General features: G+C 40.1%; 22 protein-coding genes and 1 other RNA gene. 16 read left to right on the forward strand and 7 right to left on the reverse strand.

Annotated elements, in window-relative coordinates; all coding sequences use genetic code 11:
• Nucleotides 1–54: 54 nt before the first annotated feature.
• Entirely contained in the window at nt 55–2,598 is a 2,544-nt protein-coding gene (locus KX723_RS01430; RefSeq protein ID WP_218814341.1) for a hypothetical protein, read from the reverse strand.
• Nucleotides 2,599–3,000: 402 nt separating this feature from the next.
• On the opposite strand from KX723_RS01430, the gene KX723_RS01435 reads away from it, so the two are divergent.
• Nucleotides 3,001–4,224, forward strand: coding sequence for a dihydroorotase (locus KX723_RS01435; RefSeq protein WP_218814342.1), 1,224 nt, complete (start codon nt 3,001–3,003; stop codon nt 4,222–4,224).
• Between the two features lie 72 nt (nt 4,225–4,296).
• On the opposite strand, the gene KX723_RS01440 is transcribed toward KX723_RS01435, so the two are convergent.
• From KX723_RS01440 to KX723_RS01450, 3 genes are read right to left on the reverse strand one after another with little or no spacing between them, the layout of a single operon-like run.
• Nucleotides 4,297–5,223 (reverse strand): heme biosynthesis HemY N-terminal domain-containing protein, encoded by a 927-nt coding sequence (locus tag KX723_RS01440; protein ID WP_218814343.1) that lies wholly within the window; start codon nt 5,221–5,223, stop codon nt 4,297–4,299.
• Complete coding sequence (locus KX723_RS01445) at nt 5,220–6,233, reverse strand: uroporphyrinogen-III C-methyltransferase (RefSeq protein WP_218814344.1); 1,014 nt, start codon at nt 6,231–6,233, stop codon at nt 5,220–5,222. The genes KX723_RS01440 and KX723_RS01445 overlap by 4 nt, the downstream gene beginning before the upstream one ends.
• On the reverse strand, nt 6,194–6,997 hold the full coding sequence (locus KX723_RS01450) for a uroporphyrinogen-III synthase (protein ID WP_218814345.1): 804 nt from the start codon (nt 6,995–6,997) through the stop codon (nt 6,194–6,196). Before KX723_RS01450 ends, KX723_RS01445 begins: the two co-directional genes overlap by 40 nt.
• 110 nt (nt 6,998–7,107) lie before the next feature.
• Here KX723_RS01450 and KX723_RS01455 point away from each other — a divergent pair, with 110 nt between their 5' ends.
• Both KX723_RS01455 and pyk read left to right on the forward strand, forming a co-directional pair.
• Complete coding sequence (locus tag KX723_RS01455) at nt 7,108–8,307, forward strand: phosphoglycerate kinase (protein WP_218814346.1); 1,200 nt, start codon at nt 7,108–7,110, stop codon at nt 8,305–8,307.
• A complete protein-coding gene (gene pyk, locus KX723_RS01460; RefSeq protein ID WP_218814347.1) occupies nt 8,300–9,730 on the forward strand; it encodes a pyruvate kinase in 1,431 nt (476 codons plus the stop codon). The genes KX723_RS01455 and pyk overlap by 8 nt, the downstream gene beginning before the upstream one ends.
• Nucleotides 9,731–9,745: 15 nt before the next feature.
• On the opposite strand, the gene fur is transcribed toward pyk, so the two are convergent.
• The gene (gene fur / locus KX723_RS01465) at nt 9,746–10,168 is read right to left on the reverse strand and encodes a ferric iron uptake transcriptional regulator (protein ID WP_218814348.1); all 423 of its coding nucleotides are present in this window, start codon (nt 10,166–10,168) and stop codon (nt 9,746–9,748) included.
• 81 nt (nt 10,169–10,249) lie between these two features.
• Between fur and KX723_RS01470 the strand changes: the two genes are divergently transcribed.
• Nucleotides 10,250–10,546 carry an outer membrane protein assembly factor BamE gene (locus tag KX723_RS01470; RefSeq protein WP_218814349.1) on the forward strand — a complete coding sequence of 99 codons (297 nt, stop codon included), beginning with the start codon at nt 10,250–10,252 and terminating at the stop codon, nt 10,544–10,546.
• A gap of 16 nt (nt 10,547–10,562) precedes the next feature.
• Here KX723_RS01470 and KX723_RS01475 read toward each other — a convergent pair whose 3' ends face one another.
• A complete protein-coding gene (locus KX723_RS01475; RefSeq protein ID WP_218814350.1) occupies nt 10,563–10,865 on the reverse strand; it encodes an RnfH family protein in 303 nt (100 codons plus the stop codon).
• On the reverse strand, nt 10,852–11,286 hold the full coding sequence (locus KX723_RS01480) for a type II toxin-antitoxin system RatA family toxin (protein ID WP_218814929.1): 435 nt from the start codon (nt 11,284–11,286) through the stop codon (nt 10,852–10,854). The genes KX723_RS01475 and KX723_RS01480 overlap by 14 nt, the downstream gene beginning before the upstream one ends.
• Nucleotides 11,287–11,372: 86 nt before the next feature.
• Between KX723_RS01480 and smpB the strand changes: the two genes are divergently transcribed.
• The 12 genes from smpB to KX723_RS01540 all read left to right on the forward strand — a co-directional run bounded on the left by smpB (nt 11,373) and on the right by KX723_RS01540 (nt 18,994).
• The gene (gene smpB / locus KX723_RS01485) at nt 11,373–11,849 is read left to right on the forward strand and encodes an SsrA-binding protein SmpB (RefSeq protein ID WP_218814351.1); all 477 of its coding nucleotides are present in this window, start codon (nt 11,373–11,375) and stop codon (nt 11,847–11,849) included.
• 88 nt (nt 11,850–11,937) lie between these two features.
• Nucleotides 11,938–12,341, forward strand: a transfer-messenger RNA (tmRNA) gene (gene ssrA, locus KX723_RS01490).
• Nucleotides 12,342–12,503: 162 nt separating this feature from the next.
• On the forward strand, nt 12,504–12,875 hold the full coding sequence (locus tag KX723_RS01495) for an Arm DNA-binding domain-containing protein (protein WP_218814352.1): 372 nt from the start codon (nt 12,504–12,506) through the stop codon (nt 12,873–12,875).
• Nucleotides 12,809–13,093 (forward strand): phage integrase central domain-containing protein, encoded by a 285-nt coding sequence (locus KX723_RS09820; protein ID WP_425516595.1) that lies wholly within the window; start codon nt 12,809–12,811, stop codon nt 13,091–13,093. The genes KX723_RS01495 and KX723_RS09820 overlap by 67 nt, the downstream gene beginning before the upstream one ends.
• 37 nt (nt 13,094–13,130) lie before the next feature.
• Nucleotides 13,131–13,937 carry a tyrosine-type recombinase/integrase gene (locus KX723_RS01505; RefSeq protein ID WP_246562484.1) on the forward strand — a complete coding sequence of 269 codons (807 nt, stop codon included), beginning with the start codon at nt 13,131–13,133 and terminating at the stop codon, nt 13,935–13,937.
• A gap of 129 nt (nt 13,938–14,066) precedes the next feature.
• Nucleotides 14,067–14,237: a hypothetical protein gene (locus KX723_RS01510; RefSeq protein ID WP_218813323.1), complete on the forward strand. Its 171-nt coding sequence runs from the start codon at nt 14,067–14,069 to the stop codon at nt 14,235–14,237.
• Nucleotides 14,238–14,366: 129 nt separating this feature from the next.
• Nucleotides 14,367–15,545: an HsdM family class I SAM-dependent methyltransferase gene (locus KX723_RS01515; RefSeq protein WP_218814354.1), complete on the forward strand. Its 1,179-nt coding sequence runs from the start codon at nt 14,367–14,369 to the stop codon at nt 15,543–15,545.
• Complete coding sequence (locus tag KX723_RS01520; protein ID WP_218813323.1) at nt 15,542–15,712, forward strand: hypothetical protein; 171 nt, start codon at nt 15,542–15,544, stop codon at nt 15,710–15,712. The genes KX723_RS01515 and KX723_RS01520 overlap by 4 nt, the downstream gene beginning before the upstream one ends.
• An 83-nt stretch (nt 15,713–15,795) precedes the next feature.
• Nucleotides 15,796–16,104, forward strand: coding sequence for a hypothetical protein (locus KX723_RS01525; RefSeq protein ID WP_218814355.1), 309 nt, complete (start codon nt 15,796–15,798; stop codon nt 16,102–16,104).
• A 38-nt stretch (nt 16,105–16,142) separates the two neighbouring features.
• Nucleotides 16,143–17,582, forward strand: coding sequence for a restriction endonuclease subunit S (locus KX723_RS01530; protein ID WP_218814356.1), 1,440 nt, complete (start codon nt 16,143–16,145; stop codon nt 17,580–17,582).
• 398 nt (nt 17,583–17,980) lie between these two features.
• The gene (locus KX723_RS01535) at nt 17,981–18,496 is read left to right on the forward strand and encodes a glycine cleavage system transcriptional repressor (RefSeq protein WP_218814357.1); all 516 of its coding nucleotides are present in this window, start codon (nt 17,981–17,983) and stop codon (nt 18,494–18,496) included.
• Nucleotides 18,497–18,532: 36 nt separating this feature from the next.
• A complete protein-coding gene (locus KX723_RS01540; RefSeq protein ID WP_218814358.1) occupies nt 18,533–18,994 on the forward strand; it encodes a peroxiredoxin in 462 nt (153 codons plus the stop codon).
• Nucleotides 18,995–19,003 lie beyond the last annotated feature (9 nt).

The following is a 19,003-nucleotide window of genomic DNA, read 5'->3' on the forward strand; positions in this document are numbered from 1 at the left end:
ACTTCTTAATAACCGGCAACTGTCCGATCAAGTCTGAGCTACTACAGCTTATGACTAACGGTGTCGATGACTTAGTATACTGTCTGTTATCCAAGATGCCCCATTATTCTTCGGACGCGTTGCCTCGGTTGTATTCGATGACTCAACTAGAGATTGATTAGCGTCAAAAGGGCTTATCGTTTTTTCTATGTTATATAAAAGTCGAGCACTTGCTGTTTTAAATACAGGACGTTTAGATCTAAACATATAACAAAGCAGGCGACTGCTTATATTTCTATGCTGTTCTAGGGTTTCTCTAGAATCATTAATTTTCTGTTTTAATTGTCCTAAAGATTCTTCTCGGTTGCTATTTTTTGTCGCAAATAATTTTAATGCCTCAGATAAATCCAAAATCATGCTAGCTTTGTTCTGTGCTAGTGAAGAATTATTTTGTTTTAATAAGTCGGCATGCTGTTCCAATTCACGCTGTAAAGGTTGAAGGAATAGCTGGAAATCTTTCTGCTCGGACAGTTGTGCTTTTAACTCATTAATTTCAGCTTTTAGAGCTTGTTCAGCTTCTTGTTGAGCGCTAATAAATCCTTCTGTGAGCCCTTTGACTTGAGCTTCAGCTTTTTGCTGAGCTTTTGTAGCTTGTCTAGTTTCTGCTTCAGCTTTTTCTTTATCCTCGTTTGCTGTTTTAGCGGTTGCTTCAGCATCGTCTTTCGCTTTGGTTGCTCGACTAAGTTCTTCTGTTAGCTTTGTGACTTGAGCTTCATCTTTCTTGAGCTTCGCTTCTAGGTCTTCGACTTCTGCTTCAGCTCTTTCTTTATTCTCAGTTGCTTCCCTAAGCTTCGTTTCTAAATCCACGACCTTTTCTTTTTCAGCCGCAAGCTGTTCTTGTAGATTTGTGACTTGCTCATCAACGTTGCCTTTAGTTTTTTGCAACTTTTCTAAAGCTTCTTGAGCTGTCTCTTTAGCTTTGGTTTCAGCCGCAAGCCGTTCTTGTAGATTTGTGACTTGCTCATCAACTGTGCCTTTGGTTTGTTGCAGCTTTTCTAAATCTTGTTGAGCTTGTTTAGCTTTTGCTGTTTCAGCCGCAAGCTGTTCTTGTAGAGTCGTGACTTGCTCATCAACGTTGTCTTTAGTTTGTTGCAGCTTTTCTAAAGCTTCTTGAGCTTGTTTATATTTTCTTTCAGCTTCTGTTTGAGCTTGCTGAGCTTTCTTAAGTTCAGCTTGCAACGTTAAAAGTTCTTCTGCAACTTTTTGCTGAGATTTTGTCTGCTTTAATCCTAACTGCGTAGTTAAAGTTTCTATTGTTTTTTCTAATTCAACTTGTTTACATTCTAATGTTTTTATTTCTTTTTCAAATGTTTCTTTCTGTTCTGACAGTCTAGTTTCCAATTTTCTTTGATTTTCTTTAGCAGCTGTCATTTTTATTTCAGCTGTTTTCTGTGCTCTTTTAGCACCGTCTTTAGCACCGTATACTGTTTGAATTTCTATTTGAATTTTTTTAAGTTGTTCTTTTAGATTTTCGACTTCAGCTTCAGTGCTTGCTCTATCTTCGTTTGCTGTTTGTGCTGCTTGAAGCTGTCTTTTCAATGTTCCATTTTCTTTTTCAGCTGTTTCTTGAGCTTGCTTAGCGTTATTAAGTTCAGTTTGCAACGTTTCATTCGCTTTTCCAGCGTCGGCTTTAGCATCGGTTGCCGTCTTAAGCTGTGCTTCTAAATTGTTGGCTTTTGCTTCGGCTTCGGCTTGAGCTACGATTGCTCGACCAAGTGTTGCTGTTAGGGTTGCGACTTTTTCTTCAGCTACTGTTTTAGCGTCGGTTGCTATTGTAGCTGTTGCTGCAGCTGTGCCTGCTCTTGCATCAGCTTCTGTTTGAGCTTTTTGAAGCTGTTCTTTTAGCGTTTTGATGTTTCCTTCAGCTTCTTGCTGGGCTCGCACAGCATCGTCTTTAGCGATTTTTTCTGTTTGAAGCTGTTCTTTCAATACGCTATTTTCTTGTTGAGCGTGAGCAAGCTCTCTTGCTAGCCGATGGTTATTCGAATCAATCAACGGATCATCATTATAAAGACTGCTAGTTGAAGGATAGGAGCTTGCGATGCTTCCTTGGCAAAAACTTGGGTTACGAAGGTTATTAAAAGTAGCAGATCTAGTGACTCCTTTTCCTTTATTATCATTTGCCTCAGGAATGTCCCTTAAAGAAGTAGAGCTTAATGTTCTTTTTCTTCGGCCGGGATCGGTAGCATAACGGTGGGTGGAATTAGATGTTTTTTCTGAGTGTATGCTATATCCGGCGCCATTTAATGTTTTTTCTAATTTTGAAAATTTGTCGTATTCTTGTTTATCTTTGTTTAAACGTAAATATTCTGCATTCTGCTGGATTATATCAAGAATAGAGGCAAGCTGTGTTTCACAGCTTGGTGAAATATAAAAGATAAAAAATGTCCTATCAGGATAGTTGTTATTTCCTGAGGCTATTGTAATCTTTATCTTAGAAGACTGACCTAGTAGTGTTTGTTCCTTGGACGCCACAATTTTCTTGCTATTAGGAGAGAAATTGGGTTGTTCTCCATTTTTTGAAATGAAGTATAAGGTGAAAACTTTATCTTGTGGCATAGAAATTGGTCTTTTTATTTTTGTATCAATTGAATTACCAGAAATTATGCGATGATATGCATTTTCAATGCGTAGCTATTGCAGTTTCCTAGACCATATAGCCCCATGTGGCTTTGCTTCTTTTTTTGCATGGGGGATTTTGGAGAGAAGTATATAGAAAGAAAATTAAGAGATACTTAAGAAAAAAAGTAAATATAGGCCTTGTTTTTGTATGCAGCGGTGAATTTTAATAGGTTGAAAAAAGAAGGTGTTGTAAAGAGATAGAAAGGGTTTTTTCTCATTTCCTAGGGGTTATTACTGATAGGTATTTTGTGAAATATTAACTGGATGTTAGATTAGGCGTATTATACTCTTTTGTTAAGAGAATCGAGTTGAGCCTTATTCCTATAAACAAATGCATTTATGATTCAAATCAAGCATATCCAAACTTTGGACGGAGCCCGTCAAAGTCTAAGCATTGAAAGCCAGCAAGAAGTAAGTATAGAGGCAGAAAATTTATTATTACTGCCAGGGTTAATTGACCCCCATGTGCATTTCAGAACGCCTGGCCTGGAGTATAAAGAAGATTGGCGAACCGCCGCGCAAGCAAGCATTAAAGGTGGATATACCACCGTTTTTGATATGCCGAATACAATTCCACCGACAGTGACGCAGCTCGAACTACAGGAAAAGAAAAACTTAATTGATAGCCAACTAAAAGCCGTAAAAATACCATTACGTTATCATTTATTTTTTGGTGCCGATAAACACCATTTAGACGAAATAAAAAAAGTAAAAGGACAGGTTATTGGTATTAAAGTGTTTATGGGCTGCAGCACCGGTGGTTTAGTGATTGATGATGATGAAAGCCTGCATGCGATTTTTAAATTAGCGGCTGAAGAAGATATGCTAGTGGCCGTACATGCAGAAAACGAGCATCGATTAAAGGAAAATAGCAAAAAAATAGTATTACCGCAGCCTTATGCGATTCATTCACAAATACGTGATGAAAAAGCCGCCAGTATCGCTGTAAAAAAAGCGATTGATTTAGTGCGTTTGTATGGAACACGTTTATATATTTTGCATACTAGTACGCGCCAAGAAATGGATTTAATTGCACAAGCGAAAATGGAAGACCTGCCCGTTTTTGCCGAAACAACACCGCATCACTTGTTTTTGAATAGCAATGATTATGATCGCTTGCAAGGTAAGGCGGTTATGAATCCACCTTTGCGAGCAACAGAGCATCAAAAAGCCTTATTTCAAGCGATTAAGGAAGGCGTTATAGATACCATCGGTTCCGATCATGCGCCGCATACCGCTGAAGAAAAGGCCCGGCCTTATGGTGCTTGCCCCTCGGGAGTTCCAGGGATAGAAACAACATTGCCATTATTATTAGAAGCGTACCATGAAGGCCACTTATCATTAGAAAAAATAGTGGATTTAACGTCTAGGCGTGCACAAGAAATTTTTAAATTAAAAGCTTATGCCGATTATGTATTAGTCGATTTAGCCATGCGCCGTGTGGTTAATGAAAATGAGCTCAAGACCAAATGCCACTGGTCACCCTTTGCAGGGCTTACGCTAAGAGGTTGGCCTGTTTATACGATTTTAAATAATCATGTTTATGATTTAGCGTCTGTCTAATCACACTAATTCGTCATTGCGAGCGCGAAGCGCGTGCCAATCTAGAAAATATCTTAAACTGGATGGCCACGCTCATTGCATTCGCTCGCCATGACGGTTGGACCCGTCGGAGATACAAACATCGACTCTTATTTTTAAAGCTTTTTTAAACGCCTGTAATGCTTCTGACGGTTCTCCTAAGGCTTCAAATAGCTCACCTAACTCTTGATAGCTTTCTGGGTTAGATGGGTTTTGAGTTAAACCCGTCTCTAGATAATCCCGTGCTTTACCCCATAATTGTAGTTGCTTGCAGATACGGCCTAAACTTAATAAAAGATCAGGATCATGCGGATTATTTTTTAGCCATTTTTCGGCATAGGCTAATTGGCGCTCAGGATGTGCGCTTCTAATAAGACCATAGGTATGCACGAGTGGTGCGGACCAATGCTTTTTTAAAAGTTTGCGCGTTAATTCCTCCGCTTTTTCAGTTTCATGATATTGGATAAGGCCTTGAATGTAGAAGTTAAGAAAATAAGGATCTTTCTTCAATCGATGGGGTAGTTGTTGCCATTTTTCTTCAAACTTGACTAAATTAGTTTGTATGGCTTCCTGTAATAAACCCGCATAGCTATCATGTTCTAACTTTTGTATTTGCTCTTCAGATAACCAACTTCTTTTTTCTAGTTGGGGCAAGGTATTTAAAATAATGTTCCAATCTGGAGGCTTTTGATAAAGCGTCGCAAATAATGTTTGATCTTCTATAGAATCTTGTTTTTGCTGCTGTCTGTTTTGTAACCAAGCACGCCAACGCTTTGGCAATAAACCAAAATAATGGATAGTACGAATTAAAAAATAAACAACAATAAAACTCAGTAAAAAGCCGATTAAGGCTAACCATAAGGGCATTTCTATAGCGAGTTTATGCCTAGTAATAAGCACATACCCAGGGTCTGTGGCTATTTCAACGCCTATCCAAACTGAAAATAATAGAATGATTAAAAATATAAAAAACCGCTTCATAAAGGTGTTTCCTTCTGATCGGTAGGTGTGCGAGCGACTGTTTTAATCAGAGAATCGATGGCTTCTAAGGTGGGACTTAAATCCGGTAATGCGAGCTGTAGATTTATTTCAGCAAGTTTGTTGATTTGTTGAATGATAGTTTGAGCCGCCGGAGATTTTTCTACGTAATATTGTTGTATGGCTTCTTTAGTTTGTTGCAAGCTGGACTGATAAATTTCTTGTTGGTTATGGAGCAAGGCCCACTGTGCTTGCTGTAATAATAATTGTAGGTTCTGTTGTAAATATTGTTGCTGTATTTGCGGTAATAGCGGCTCTATCGGTTTATCTAAATGCCGCACAACGATTAACTGTTGAAAACTATGTAGACTCGTTTGAATAGCATCCATCCATTTTTTTTCTGAAGTAGCTTGGGGCTGTGAACTTGCTATTTCTTGGGTAGTGAGTGTAGTGCTCAGCAAAGGTAGTTCTGCTACTTGGGCTTTCAGGCTATTTAATTGTACGAGTGTATTACTCAGGTCTAGGTGTGGTAATGCATTTAATTTAGCGATATTTTGCGTTAATAAGTTGCGAAGCGTCTCTAGGGAAGCGGTCGAGTTATTAGATTCAGCTAATTGTTTATTCGCTAAATTTAACGCCGATAAAGCACTATTTTGATCACGTAGATAAAAAAGATTGTAATTAGCTAGCTGAATAAGCTCTTTGGCTTCGTTTAGTCGAATCAGATTAGTATTCGATGTAAAATTTTTCTGAATAACATTTTGTACTTGGATTAAGTTCTTTTGATTTTGGGAAAGTTGGGTTTGGATTTGCGTTAGACTAGCGGCACTGTTGCCGTGTAGGTCGTTATTTTTTTTCCAAAACAAAGCGAAAGCAAGAAGAAGACATATCCAGGTCGCTAATAATAAACCAATAGCGCAGCAAGCGATGATGCAATTCCTTGGTCGAGTAGGCGGAGTAGGCATCTCATCGTTTAACTCGTTGGCTTTGATGATTGGTGGTTCTTGCTCCATATCTCTTTCTTCCATCGGGAAAGTGTGTGTAAAATGGCTTCATTGCTTGCATTATCCGATATTACGGGCGCTTTTACAAAGCCTAATTTTTTTGCAAACTCGGCAATACGCGGACTAATAACGAGAAGTTGTTTATCAAATAGCGCATCATGCCAATCAGCCTGCAATAGATTGACTAAATTTTTAAGGCCGGTATTACTCGTACAGATGATGACATCAACCTCGTTTTGTTGAGGGATATTATTTTTAATAAGTCGAGGACATTCTCTCTTATAGAGATTTAAAGTATCAACGTGGGCGCCTCTTTTTTCTAGTAGGGTAATAAGTGATAGGCCGCCATTCTCGCCTTGACAGATTAAGATCTTTTTTTGTTTAGGGTTTTGTAATGGAGGAAGTGCGAGCAAGCCTTCACTATTAAAATTTTTTTCTGGACGGTAATCTACAGATAAATTAAGTGTTTTTAGCGTATCTTCAGTGCCGGGACCAATGGCAATTATTTTGGTTTTTTTAGGCCAAGGAGGCCAAAAATGATGGATATAATGGGCTGATTGAAATACAGCGTTAGGACTAATAAAAATAATGCAATCATAATGGTCAATATTTTTAAACGTCTGCGATAAAAGTACCGTATTGTCTATAGGTACAATTTCTATGCTAGGAAAAAAAACAGGGATGGCACCATGCGCCTGAATGTCGCTAGCTAATTTTTCAGCTTGATGTGCTGGGCGTGTAATCAGAACTTTTAAACGGTGTGGTGTTTCCATTAGGATTAAACTCTTTTTAATTCGTGTTGTAATCAAGTTTTCGGCTTAGCGACGTGGTCGGCATTTAATAGCATTTTAGGGTAAACTAGTTTTTTTGCTAGGGCTTGCTTATGGTGTTACCTACCTTGAAAGATTTAGATTGTAGAAATAAGCGTGTGCTCATTCGCGAGGATCTGAATGTTCCTATAGATAATGGCCATATTAGCAGCGATGCGCGTATTAAAGCAGCCTTGCCTACTATCCAGTATGCGCTGGCGCAAGGAGCGGCTGTTATTATACTTTCTCATCTAGGTAGGCCAGAAGAAGGGCATGTGAGCGCTGAGCTTTCTCTTGCACCTGTTGCAGAGCGTTTGCAAACCTTGCTCGATCGCCCCGTAAAATTTGTTACTGATTGGTTAGATGGATTTGAGGTTGCGCCTGGAGAAGTGGTGCTTTGTGAAAATGTGCGTTTTCAGAAGGGAGAAAAGAAAAATGATCCACTGCTTGCTAAAAAAATAGCAAAACTAGGGGATATTTTTGTGATGGATGCTTTTGCGACAGCGCATCGCAGCGAAGCTTCAACGGTTGGCGCCGCACAATTTTCCCCACAAGCGTGCGCAGGTTTATTGTTAATGACAGAAGTAAAAGCATTAACACAAGCCTTAAAAAACCCAGCGCGACCCTTACTGGCCATTGTAGGGGGTTCTAAGATTTCTAGTAAATTACATGTATTAGCGGCCTTAATCGATAAAGTGAATAGTTTGATTTTGGGTGGGGGAATTGCAAATACCTTTTTAGCTGCGCAGGGCTATAAGTTGGGGGAATCATTAGTTGAAAATGATTTAATTGAAGAGGCGAAACGCTTAATGCTTTTAGCGCAGCAGAAACATGTAGAAATTATCTTGCCAACGGATGTAGTGGTAGCTAAAGAAATGTCTGCTACCGTAAAAACAAAGGTTAAGAAATTAACCGAAATAGAAGATGATGAAATGGTTTTAGATGCTGGCCCGGAATCCATTCGACTTTATAATCGCGCGGTGGTATCGGCAGCCACTATTTTATGGAATGGACCTATAGGCGTTTTTGAAATGGCGCCCTTTGAAGGCGGTACACGTGCATTAAGCTTAGCGATTGCAGATAGTGGAGCTTTTTCTATTGCCGGAGGTGGCGATACCTTAGCCGCTATAGAAAAATATAATATAAGCGATAAAATCTCCTATATTTCTACAGGCGGAGGCGCTTTTCTTGAATTTGTTGAAGGGAAAACACTTCCTGCATTAACAGTATTAGAAAAACATACAAGTGATTCTCAGAGGTCTAAACATGAATAGATTTAAACGAACAAAAATTGTAGCAACACTGGGTCCAGCAACCGATAAAGAAGATGTGTTGCCTGCCATGATAGCGGCGGGTTTAGATGTTGTGCGTTTGAATTTTTCACATGGCAAGGCAGAAGACCATATAAAGCGAGCTAATTTAGTGCGTGAATGTGCTAAAGCAGCCGGTCGTGAAATTGCGATTATGGCAGATTTACAGGGCCCTAAGATCCGTATTGCGCGCTTTAAGTCAGGTAAAATTTTTTTAAAAGAAGGTGCACAGTTTATTTTAGATGCGGATTTATCTAAAGAAGCCGGTGATGAAAAATCAGTCGGTATTGACTATAAAAACTTACCTAAAGATGTACAAGGTGGCGATCTGTTATTACTGGATGATGGACGCTTAGTATTAAAGGTTCGTAAAGTTCAAAAAAATAAGATTATTTGTAAAGTAGAAGTCGGTGGCGAACTATCTAATAACAAAGGCATTAATCGCAAAGGCGGTGGACTTTCTGCGGTAGCCTTAACACCTAAAGATAAAAAAGATTTAAAAACTGCCGTGGCATTAAATGCGGACTATATTGCGATTTCATTTCCACGCAATGCAGCGGACATGAAAAAGGCACGCAGTTTGTTAAAAGCCGCTAAGGGAAAGGCGGGATTGGTTGCAAAAATAGAACGTAGCGATGCAATTCCACTTTTAGATGAAATTATTAGGGCTTCAGATGCGGTGATGGTAGCACGCGGTGATTTAGGGGTTGAAATTGGTGATGCAGAATTACCAGCGGTGCAAAAACATATTATTCAGCGTGCGCGCTGCCTCGATAAAGTGGTTATCACTGCCACGCAGATGATGGAGTCTATGATTCATAATGCGATTCCTACTCGGGCAGAGGTTTTTGATGTCGCCAATGCGGTATTAGATGGAACGGATGCGGTTATGTTGTCAGGAGAAACAGCGACCGGGGATCACCCCGACTTGGTGGTGGCTGCTATGGCGCGAATTTGTTTGGGTGCTGAGCGGCAAGTAAAAACGCAGGTGTCAAGACATCGTGTGGAGTGCCAATTTCAGCGGCCGGATGAAGCGATTGCGATGGCAGCGATGTATACCGCAAATCATTATAATATTAAGGCCATTATTGCGTTAACGGAGTCCGGCGCTACGCCATTATGGATGTCCCGCATTCGTTCAGGAATCCCTATTTACGCGCTTGCACATAGTGTACAAACAACACGCCGATTAGCGCTTTATCGTGGTGTTTATCCCATCTATTTTAATATTGATAAATTAGATAAAAAACGTCTCAATGATTTAGCTATTGCTGAATTAAAAAAGCATGGTGCCTTACATAAAGGCGAACGTATTCTTATTACGTACGGGGATCTTTTGAAGACACAAGGTGGAACGAATACACTTAAAATTTTAGACGTTTCCTAAAATCAAGCGCGCTATTTATTTAGGGCCTTTTTTAGCGCATTTATTACAAATCCCATAAATGATTAGACTATGGTCTGTCATTTTGTAACCGGTCTGTTTTGCGACGGCTTCTTGACGTTGCTCAATTATTTTATCGACGAACTCATCTACTTTCCCGCATTTTATACAAACCAGATGGTCATGATGGGGGCCTTGGTTAAGTTCGAATACCGAATAGCCGTCCTCAAAATTTTGTCGTTTAACCAGTCCGGCGGTTTCAAATTGTGTTAATACGCGATAGACCGTCGCTAGGCCTATATCATCACCCGACTCTAGCAGTGCTTTATAAATATCTTCGGCGCTTAAGTGACGTGTCGAAGCTTGCTCAAGTAGTGTAAGGATTTTTAATCGGGGGGCCGTTATTTTTAAGCCGGCTTGGCGTAGTTGTTGATTATCCATTAGATTATCTCTAAACTCCTGGCGTTAGTTTGTTTTTTTGTGTTTTAGAATAGTGTGTAAGTTTATAATGATATTATTTTTATGACAAAATGGGCCGTTAACTGTTTTTTACTCTTTTTGCTTTCAGGCTGCGGCATTATTTACCGTCCCGACATTCAACAGGGCAACGTACTGAAGCAGTCTACCATAGAGCAATTGAAACTCGGTATGACAGAGGAACAAGTTCGTTATCTTCTAGGTAGTTGCGTCTTGCAAACGCCTTTCCAGCCTAATCGCAGCGATTACGTTTACTTTTACCAACCAGGGCATGCGGAATCGACTCAAGGGCACGTAACGCTCATTTTTTCAGCGAATCGATTAGTTAGTATTAAGAAATAACATCCTAATTAAGGCGTTATAGCGAAGCTTTTTGTTTTTTAGCGCGATTGATTCTAGTTTTTTTGGGGTCAACGCTTAAGGCGCGATAGATTTCTATTCTATCCCCTGCTTGCACGAGCGTGTTAAGAGCACGTAGTTTTCCGAAGATTCCCACCTTATTTTTTGTTAAATCAATTTCAGGGAAATGCCTTAGAATGCCTGAATGTTGTATGGCTTCTTCTATACAGCATGTAGCGGATACGGATAGCGGTATAATAAGTTGCTTGTGTTCAGTAGCAAATGCCACTTCAATTGTTAAGCGTGTATCAACGTTTTCCATAAACTTGTTTGGCTCTATCAGAAAAGGCTTTAGTAAGTGACTGCGCGATTTTTTCGAAAACAGGTGAAAAAGCGATCGCCAGTAGAGGGCTAGCAAATTCAAATTCTAAATTCAAACGAACCTTACAGCCTTTTTTAGTGGGTTCAAATGCCCAAAAACCTTCCAAATGTTTAAAGGGCCCATCGATAAGGCTTATTTCAACCATCTTATCTTTTTGTAAGCGGTTAGAAGTAGTGAATGATTTTGAAAAACCACCGCCGCGTAGCGTCAGTTTAGCTTGTATCGCATCTTCATCTTGCTTGATTATTTTACTTTCCGTACACCAAGGAAGAAATTCAGTATAAGCGGCTATATCATTGACGAGCTCATACATCTCTGCCACATTGTAGGGCACGTCTAACGTTTCTTGAATAATTGGCATAACCATTTCATAGACCCTATTTTGTATATTTGCTACTTTATAGAGTCTGTATAATAAGAGCCTAAAACGGGCGAGTAGTATATCGTATGAATCCTAAGAAAGCATCGCAATCCAGTACCATTGCGTTAAACAGGCGTGCACGGCACGATTACTTCATTGAACAGTCTTTAGAAGCAGGGCTTGTTTTGCAAGGCTGGGAAGTCAAAAGTCTGCGTGATGGTCGTGCGCAATTGAGTGAAAGCTATGTCACTTTAAAAAATGGTGAGGCCTGGCTTTTAGGCTGCCATATTACCCCGCTATCTACGGTTTCTACTCGGCATACCCGACCTGACCCGACTCGAACCCGTAAACTGCTTTTAAATGAGCGTGAGCTGAGTAAATTGGCCGGTAGCATCATGCGCAAAGGGTATACCCTAATTGCTTTAAAAATGTACTGGAAGAAGAATCGCGTCAAGCTAGAAATTGGATTAGCCCGTGGTAAGCAAGAGCATGATAAGCGAACCAGTTTGAAGGAAAAAGACTGGCAGCGGGAGAAACAGCGTTTAGAACGCTATTCCAGGTAGGTATTTAACCTACATTTTTGAGTTTTTTATAGAGTTTGGATAAGAAAATAGCAAGCTTCTGCAAAGGGATAGGTTATAATGCAGATCTGGGGGCGATCGGCTTCGACGTTGATTACAAACCCCAAGGTGCATGTCGAGGACGCAACTTTGCCTCGTTAATCATGTTGCAAACTTATAGTTGCAAACGACCGTAACTATACCGCTGAAAACGTTGCTATTGCTGCCTAAACCGCAGTAACTGTGTAACGTTTGCGCCGTCTAAACAACGGCAAGCGCCATGAATTCCATAGGCTTGCATGTGGGGGGAGTGGTCATACTGGCAAGATCGTAGCCAAGTCTGTCTGAGGCAGAAGCTACTAAAACTAAACAGACTCGTTGCTAGGCTCCCTGTCAATCGGAGGTTTAGCGACTAAATTTAATGATTGCACTAAACATGTAGTGCCAAGGGCAGCGGATTGGCGGACGTGGGTTCGATTCCCACCGCCTCCACCAAATTCTAATCCTAATACATCCAATATCGTCTAAAACCCCTTGTAAATAAGGGGTTTTTTTATTACTCTTCGTCCAGTGAAATATTAATAAAGCCCCCAACATCCAGCCCTAAAGTGGGGCCTGATTGGGGGCTTAATCTGTATAAAGAAAAATAAGGCCCCCATGGCATTAACAGTGGTGCAAGTGAAGAATGCGAAGCCGAGTGAGAAGGCTTATAAAATGGCTGATGAGCGCGGGTTATATCTTTTAATCAACCCAAATGGCTCTAAGCTATGGAAGCTAAAGTATCGGTTTGCTGGGTTTGAAAAGAAATTGTCTTTAGGTGCCTATCCTGAAGTGAGCTTGGCTGCGCTAGGGATGTACGTGAAGAAGCTCGCAAGCAACTCGTTAATAACATCGACCCTGGCATCCTTAAAAATTCTATCAAACGTTCAAAGAAGCTTGTTGCTGAAAACAGTTTTGAAGCGATTGCTCGTGAGTGGCACACGAAATTTACTCCCAAGTGGACAAAAGAGCATGGCTCACGAACTTTAATTCGGCTTGAGAAAAATATCTTTCCTTGGATTGGCAGGCGACCAACGATGAGACAGGAAAGCATTGTGAAAGCAATGCGAAGTCGAAGAGCCCGCGATAGGCGTGCGTTGACGGGCGAAGCAGGAAACGCATCACGCCGTAAAGTCATTTGTGGGAGGCACGGGCATGAACTCCGAAGGAGTGAGTGCGTGCCGGACGCAGGACGTATCGCGGCCTAATTTCAGTCGCGTCATGCGAACGAATTTCGGGGACACGATGGCCGAAATTCTTCGGGAGCATAGCGACTCACTTGTCGCCGAAGTTACTGCGCCTGAGTTGTTGTCTGCACTGCACCGCGTAGAAAAGAGAGGTGCGATTGAAACTGCTCACCGTATATTACAGATTTGCAGCCAAGTCTTCCGTTATGCTATTGCTACTGGTCGAGCAGAACGCAACGTGTCTGTAGATTTAATCGGTGCATTGGCGCCAGTGAAAAAGAGGCATCATGCCAGCATTACTGACCCTGTAGAAGTGGGTAAATTGCTCCGCATTATCGATGGGTACGAAGGTTTTTTTGTTACAAAATGTGCACTACAACTTGCGCCACTCTTTTTTGTTCGCCCTGGTGAATTGCGTCATGCTGAATGGAGTGAATTTGATTTTGAAAAAGCAGAATGGCGCATACCAGCAGAAAAAATGAAAATGCGCGAACAACATATTGTTCCACTTTCCACGCAAGCAATCACCATTCTGCAAGAGCTTAAAGCGCTTACTGGCGATGGCAAGTACGTTTTTCCAAGCATTCGTTCATCAAAACGCCCCATGTCTGAAAACACTGTTTTAGGCGCATTACGCAGACTTGGGTACACAGCAGATGAAATGACAGGTCACGGCTTCAGGTCGTTAGCTTCGACCTTACTCAACGAAAACAGTTGGAATCGTGATGCAATTGAAAGGCAGCTCGCACATGCAGAACGCAACAATATTCGCGCCGCATACAACTATGCAGAATATTTGCCCGAGCGAAGAAAAATGATGCAGTGGTGGGCGGATTATTTAGATGAACTAAAGAATGCAAAGTGAAGTAACTCCACTAGAAAGTTAGAGATGCGGGTTCCCTAAATTTAAATGTCTCCACAGCGATTTTACATAAAATAACTTGCAGACTCTGGCTGGCACGCATCAAGGATATGTATAGATTTTATTCATACGATGAGACAGGAAAGCATTGTGAAAGCAATGCGAAGTCGAAGAGCCCGCGATAGGCGTGCGTTGACGGGCGAAGCAGGAAACGCATCACGCCGTAAAGTCATTTGTGGGAGGCACGGGCATGAACTCCGAAGGAGTGAGTGCGTGCCGGACGCAGGACGTATCGCGGCCTAATTTCAGTCGCGTCATGCGAACGAATTTCGGGGACACGATGGCCGAAATTCTTCGGGAGCATAGCGACTCACTTGTTAAAAAAATAAGCCCATTAATGAGAAAAAATCTCTTAAAGATTTAATTTTAGAGATGGAAGATGAAGTTTTAGCAAATGCAGATGTAGATGTTTTTGAAGAGTTATTTAAATTAATTTTTACCAAACTATACGATGAAATAGAAAGTGGGCGAGATGAGACGCGTTTTCTTGAATTTAAAAATTATGGTGATACGGATGATGAGCTTAAAAAGAAAATTCAAGAATTATTTAATAAGGCATGTAAAAAATGGGAAGGGGTATTTACTCCTGGTGAAAAAATTCAACTGACATCCAGTCACTTAGCTATTTGTGTGTCCTCGCTAGAAGGCATAAAGCTACTTAATTCTAATTTAGATGTGGTTGATGAAGCATTTGAATATCTCATTAATAAATCCAGTAAAGGAGAAAAAGGCCAATATTTTACGCCGCGTTATGTGATTGATATGTGTGTCAAAATGCTGAATCCGAAAGAGCATGAGTCATTGATTGATACAGCCGCAGGAAGTTGTGGCTTTCCTGTACATGGTATTTTCCATGTATGGGAAAAAATCCTGCAAGAGCAAGGCAAAGATAAAAATCATATTTTGACTGAGAAAAAATCTGCTCGCTGTGAAGATTATGTACAAAACAAAGTGTTCGCTATTGATTTTGATGAAAAAGCAGTACGCGTTAGTCGTACTCTTAATTTAATAGCTGGAGATGGTCAAACTAATGTATTACATTTAAACACCTTAGATTATGAACGTTGGGATGAAAAAATCAAAGATGAAGAATGGTCAGATATTTATGAAGCAGGTTGGAAAAAGTTACGTAAGCTACGTGTATTAGAAGGTAGTAATCGTGATTTTGGCTTTGATATCTTAATGGCTAATCCTCCTTTTGCTGGCGATATTAAAGAAACACGTATTTTAGCTAAATATGAATTAGGGAAAAAGCCTGGAGGTAAACACCAAAATGCTGTAGGTCGCGATATTCTATTTATCGAACGTAATTTAAACTTCTTAAAGCCTGGCGGACGTATGGCGGTGGTATTACCACAAGGTCGTTTTAACAATTCAAGCGACAAAAATATTCGTGAATTCATTGCTGAACGCTGCCGTATTTTGGCGGTAGTAGGTTTACATGGCAATGTATTTAAACCACACACAGGAACCAAAACTAGTGTGTTATTCCTGCAGAAATGGGATGATAAATTATGTCGCCGTGTAGAAGACTACCCTATCTTTCGATGAGACAGGAAAGCATTGTGAAAGCAATGCGAAGTCGAAGAGCCCGCGATAGGCGTGCGTTGACGGGCGAAGCAGGAAACGCATCACGCCGTAAAGTCATTTGTGGGAGGCACGGGCATGAACTCCGAAGGAGTGAGTGCGTGCCGGACGCAGGACGTATCGCGGCCTAATTTCAGTCGCGTCATGCGAACGAATTTCGGGGACACGATGGCCGAAATTCTTCGGGAGCATAGCGACTCACTTGTTTGCGACTATGCAAGAACCCAGCAAGGATAACTCTGGAGATAAAATATATCTAAAACAAAAAAATCTTGCTGATTGGAGTATGGAGTGTAAATCAGCGGCAAAAGAGGGCCAGCCTTTCAAGGTGGCTGAGATTGTGAATTATTACAATGCAACGGCGAAGGATATCAATGACTATGTGCTAGATGAGCATGGACATCTAGTGGTTAAGCACGATCTTTTCAGTCATCCGCTACAAAATGGCTTGAAGACGCCAGACGGTATTGCTGAAGCGTTTATGGAATTTGCTAAAAAGGAAAAATTAAATTTTTTTCTCTAAGCTCTTCTGATAAATTTAACGCGAAAAAATATAAAGCGTTGTTGGAAGGTCTGGAGATTAGTGAAATTAGACTGAGTAATTTGGAATATAGTAAGCGCTTAGACGCTGAATATTATCGGCCATTATTTTTAAAATATGAAATGTTATTGAAAGGGAAAAAATATAGCTCCCTTATAGATGTTTGTAGTTTTTTAATTGGTCCTTTTGGCTCGGCATTCACAGTTGAAAATTATACAGAAAATCAAAAATATCGCTATATTCGGGGCAAAGACATTAAGCAGATGAGATTAATGGATGACGATAATGTCTATATGCCAGAAGCTGATTTTAAAAGACTATCTAAATATGCACTTAGAGAAAACGATATATTAGTTTCAGTAGTAGGGACTCTAGGAAATGCAGCAATTGTTCAGAAGGAGCACTTGCCAGCAATATTTAGTTGTAAGAGCACGGTTCTGAGGGTAAAAAATATTAGCCCCACCTATTTGTTAGCTTATATCAATACAAAATATGCACGTTCTCTATTACTCCGTAAAGAAAGGGGTGCAATACAAAAGGGGCTAAATCTCGATGATTTAAAAACTCTAAGTGTTTATTTAGCCTCTGAGAAAATACAGCATGCAATTCAGCATATTTTTGAACGTTCACTTGTTACTGAAAAGCAAGCAAAGTCCACCTATGCAAGCGCCGAATTTTTACTCCTCGATATTTTTGGCTTGCATAATGTTACTTCTAGTACGCAGAAAATAAACATTAAATCTTTTAAAGAATCTTTCGGTAGAACAGGAAGATTAGATGCTGAATATTATCAGCCTAAATATGAACAAATAGTTTCACATATTACTATACGATCTTATGCGAAATTAGCTGATTTAGTTACTATTAGAAAATCTATTGAGCCAGGTTCTGATTTTTATACGGATGAAGAGGATGGGTTGCCATTTTTACGTGTTGCGGATTACAGTAAGTGCGGTATAACTATTCCACAGAGAAAGTTGAAAAATTCTTTTGTTGTTGAAAATTATGAAAAGATATGCACACTTAAGCTTAAAAAAAATACCATTTTATTTTCAAAAGATGGTAGTGTGGGACAAGCTTATTGTTTACGTGAGGATGTAGATTTTATTACTTCGGGTGCAATTTTGCATCTTTCTATAAAAGAAACTACGAAATTACTGCCTGATTATTTAACGCTTGTACAAATGCAGGCCGAACGTGATGCTGGGGGCTCAATTATTTTACATTGGCGTGTAGGAGAGATTGAAGAAGTTTATATACCGCTTGTATCTATGAAAACTCAAACTCAGATTGCTAATCTCGTCCAAAAAAGTTTTTTTCTTAAAGCGGAAAGTAAAAGGTTGCTTGAAGTTGCTAAACGTGCCGTAGAAGTAGCGATTGAACAAAATGAAGAACGTGCAATGGCATTATTGATGCAGGAGTCGGAGATGCGCCATCATGAAAAAACTGTCGAGTGTTGAAGAACTGAGTGAAGAAAAGCTACCTAAGCTTCTAAATATAAAATGTCATGCTGTACACAATGCGACTAAATGACTGGGTAGCCATGGATGGTACGGTCTTATTAACTTTCAAAGACACTTTTATATGAAGTAAGAGAGTCTCTGTGGTTATATGTTTTTCGTTGAATCCTCTCCCTGATAGCGACAGTCAGAGTTCTTGCTATTTGTTTCACCCTCCCTTCTTCCTATTTTCTCTGATCCCAGCGCCTCCTGTAAGCCTATTGCTGACAAAATATGGAGGTTTTGACCCCATTTACCCCCCGAAATCTAGTCAAATAGTTTCCTATTTGGCTCCCTAGTGACAACATCATGAAAAAAGAATAGACTACCGGCTCGTTAGAAAAACATGATTAATACATATGGAAAATCTGGTTGTTGTTGTCCTAGGCCCTAAAAAATCCCCCATTATCGAAGACGTTTTTAGCTCGGTGGCTCATAGTGGTTGCCATATTATGGACGCACGTGTGAATACAACTGATACCCATGTCACTATGACGATATTGATTGGGGGGGCTTGGAATACGATCGCCAAATTTGAAGCGGTTATAAAAAAATACGATGACCAGATCTTAGTGGCGCGTACGCAGGTTCGTACTGCCCAGCCGGATAGCTTTCCTTATACTTCCTATATTGTTGCCCCTGATACCCCAGATGTCTTAACTAAGATTACTGAGTTTTTAGCTGAGCAGGAAATAACACTTTATAATATACAAGTAGAATCTTATAAAGCACCTATAACAGAAGCCGCGATGCTCGGTATTTCCGTAGCGTTTGGCTTTCCCGCAACACATTTAGTCGCTGATTTTCGTGAGCACTTTATTGTGTTTTGTGATGAAAACAATTTTGATGTGGCGATGGAGCCACAGAAGAATTAAGTTTCTTTTTATTTAATGTTCGAAATCGGATTTGAAATGTTAGCCATTAATAAACCTGCACCTGTTTTTAGCTTAGCTGCAACCAATGCTAAATCAATTACTTTAAGTGATTTAATAGGAAAAAATGTTGTTTTATATTTTTATCCTAAAGATTGTACTTCAGGCTGTACGCAAGAAGGAAAAGATTTTACAGAACATTATAAAAAATTTGCTTCACTTAATACGGTTATTTTAGGTGTTTCTCGCGATACGATAAAACTACACATGAAGTTTAAATCAGAGCAGCAGTTTCCCTTTGAGCTACTGTCTGATGCGGATCAAAAAGTTTGCGAACTTTATGGTGTACTAAAAGAAAAAATGATGTACGGGAAAAAAACGCGAGGCATAGAACGCAGTACTTTTTTAATTGATAAAGAAGGAATATTGCGACGCGAATGGCGAGGCGTTAAAGTTCGCGGTCACGTGCAAGAAGTGCTACAAGCCGTAGGCGAATTATAATTATACTCT

The organism is Rickettsiella endosymbiont of Dermanyssus gallinae (assembly GCF_019285595.1).
In the GTDB taxonomy this organism is placed as follows: domain Bacteria; phylum Pseudomonadota; class Gammaproteobacteria; order Diplorickettsiales; family Diplorickettsiaceae; genus Rickettsiella_B.